At 56.7% G+C, this 1,174-nt stretch carries 2 protein-coding genes; both read right to left on the bottom strand.

Going from position 1 to position 1,174, the window contains the following annotated elements:
- Positions 1 to 148: 148 nt before the first annotated feature.
- Positions 149 to 907: a TolC family protein gene (locus NH344_RS18170; RefSeq protein WP_253028291.1), complete on the bottom strand. Its 759-nt coding sequence runs from the start codon at positions 905 to 907 to the stop codon at positions 149 to 151.
- A gap of 83 nt (positions 908 to 990) precedes the next feature.
- A partial coding sequence (locus tag NH344_RS18165; RefSeq protein WP_235253714.1) for a hypothetical protein occupies positions 991 to 1,174 on the bottom strand: 184 nt, incomplete at its 5' end.

The following is a 1,174-nucleotide window of genomic DNA, read 5'->3' as shown; positions in this document are numbered from 1 at the left end:
TGCGGCGACTGGCGCGGAACTTTATGTTGGGCATGGCACTGTCTGGGTGAATGGCGATAATGGCTATATTGCCATGCAGGTCAGTGGGTTAGAAGTGCTTCCTGGGGCCGGTCTCACGGATTCAGGTCATAGATACACGTAACAGTGATTATACGCCCTTCAACATAACACTATTTTCATCCGCTGCAATTCTGGCGGCCGCCGCTTTCAGGTCCGCTCTCTGACTCTGTGCCATCTCGACAAGCTGGCTGGTCGGAGGCAGGTCTTCGAGCGTCACATCAAGCTCGCCGGTCACCCCAACGGCATCGGAGGGGGACACCCCGAGCACTTCGGTAAGGTCAATTTTTGATTGCTCGAGCTTTTGTTCCGCCGAGGCTTTTTGATTCCGGGCCCTGGCAAGCCCAATGACTGCGGTATTGAGATCAATCCGGGTTTGTTTACCCTGTTTTACGGACATTTCAACCAGGTCTTTGGTGCGTTGCATAAGTTCAACGGCACGGGTTGCGGTTTCCAACTCTTTCTGAGCCAGCAGTATCCGGAAATAGGCGGCCCGCACCCGCGCCTTGGTGGCTACCTTCAGGTATTCAAGCTCCTGTTGCCGGGACGTGAGATTACTCCGGGCACGCGACTGCCCAAGGTCGCCGCGATTACCCATCCAGATCTCCTGAGTAACCCTCACCCCATATTCCAGGGACTCGTCGGCCTGATCCGGGGCCTGACGGGCCCCCAACTCAAACTCTGGATTGCTCGGCGCCCAGCGGCTGGCATGATCAAGCTGTCCCTGCTGTATCGAGACCGCGGCCCGCCTCAAAGCCAATACCGGGCTATTCTCGAAAGCCATCACCATGGCCTGGTTCAGGGAAACAGCCTGGCTGGCTTTGGCCTGCTGATATTCTTTCAGCGACACACTCTCTTTTGCCTGGGCCGACACCATAGGAGAGACGGCCAAGGCTCCCGGAACGTAAGCGTTCATTCCACGACGTAGTTGACCTACTTCACGTCACGCAGAGGCCTTAATAACTCCGGCGAGACCTTGTACTGTTTGGTGCCGTCCTCGGCCAGAACAATCACACTCTTGCGGTTGATCTTGGTGACGATCCCCAGCACCGGGCCTTCCCGGCCCTCGAAGGTTACTTTCAGGCCCACCCGCAACTGACTCAGTGCCTGCAGATTT

It is taken from the genome of Halomonas sp. Ps84H-12 (assembly GCF_024124725.1).
Taxonomy (GTDB): Bacteria; Pseudomonadota; Gammaproteobacteria; order Pseudomonadales; family Halomonadaceae; genus Vreelandella; species Vreelandella aquamarina.
Note: the sequence above shows the minus strand (reverse complement) of the source record. Positions and strands in the feature narration are given on the sequence as shown.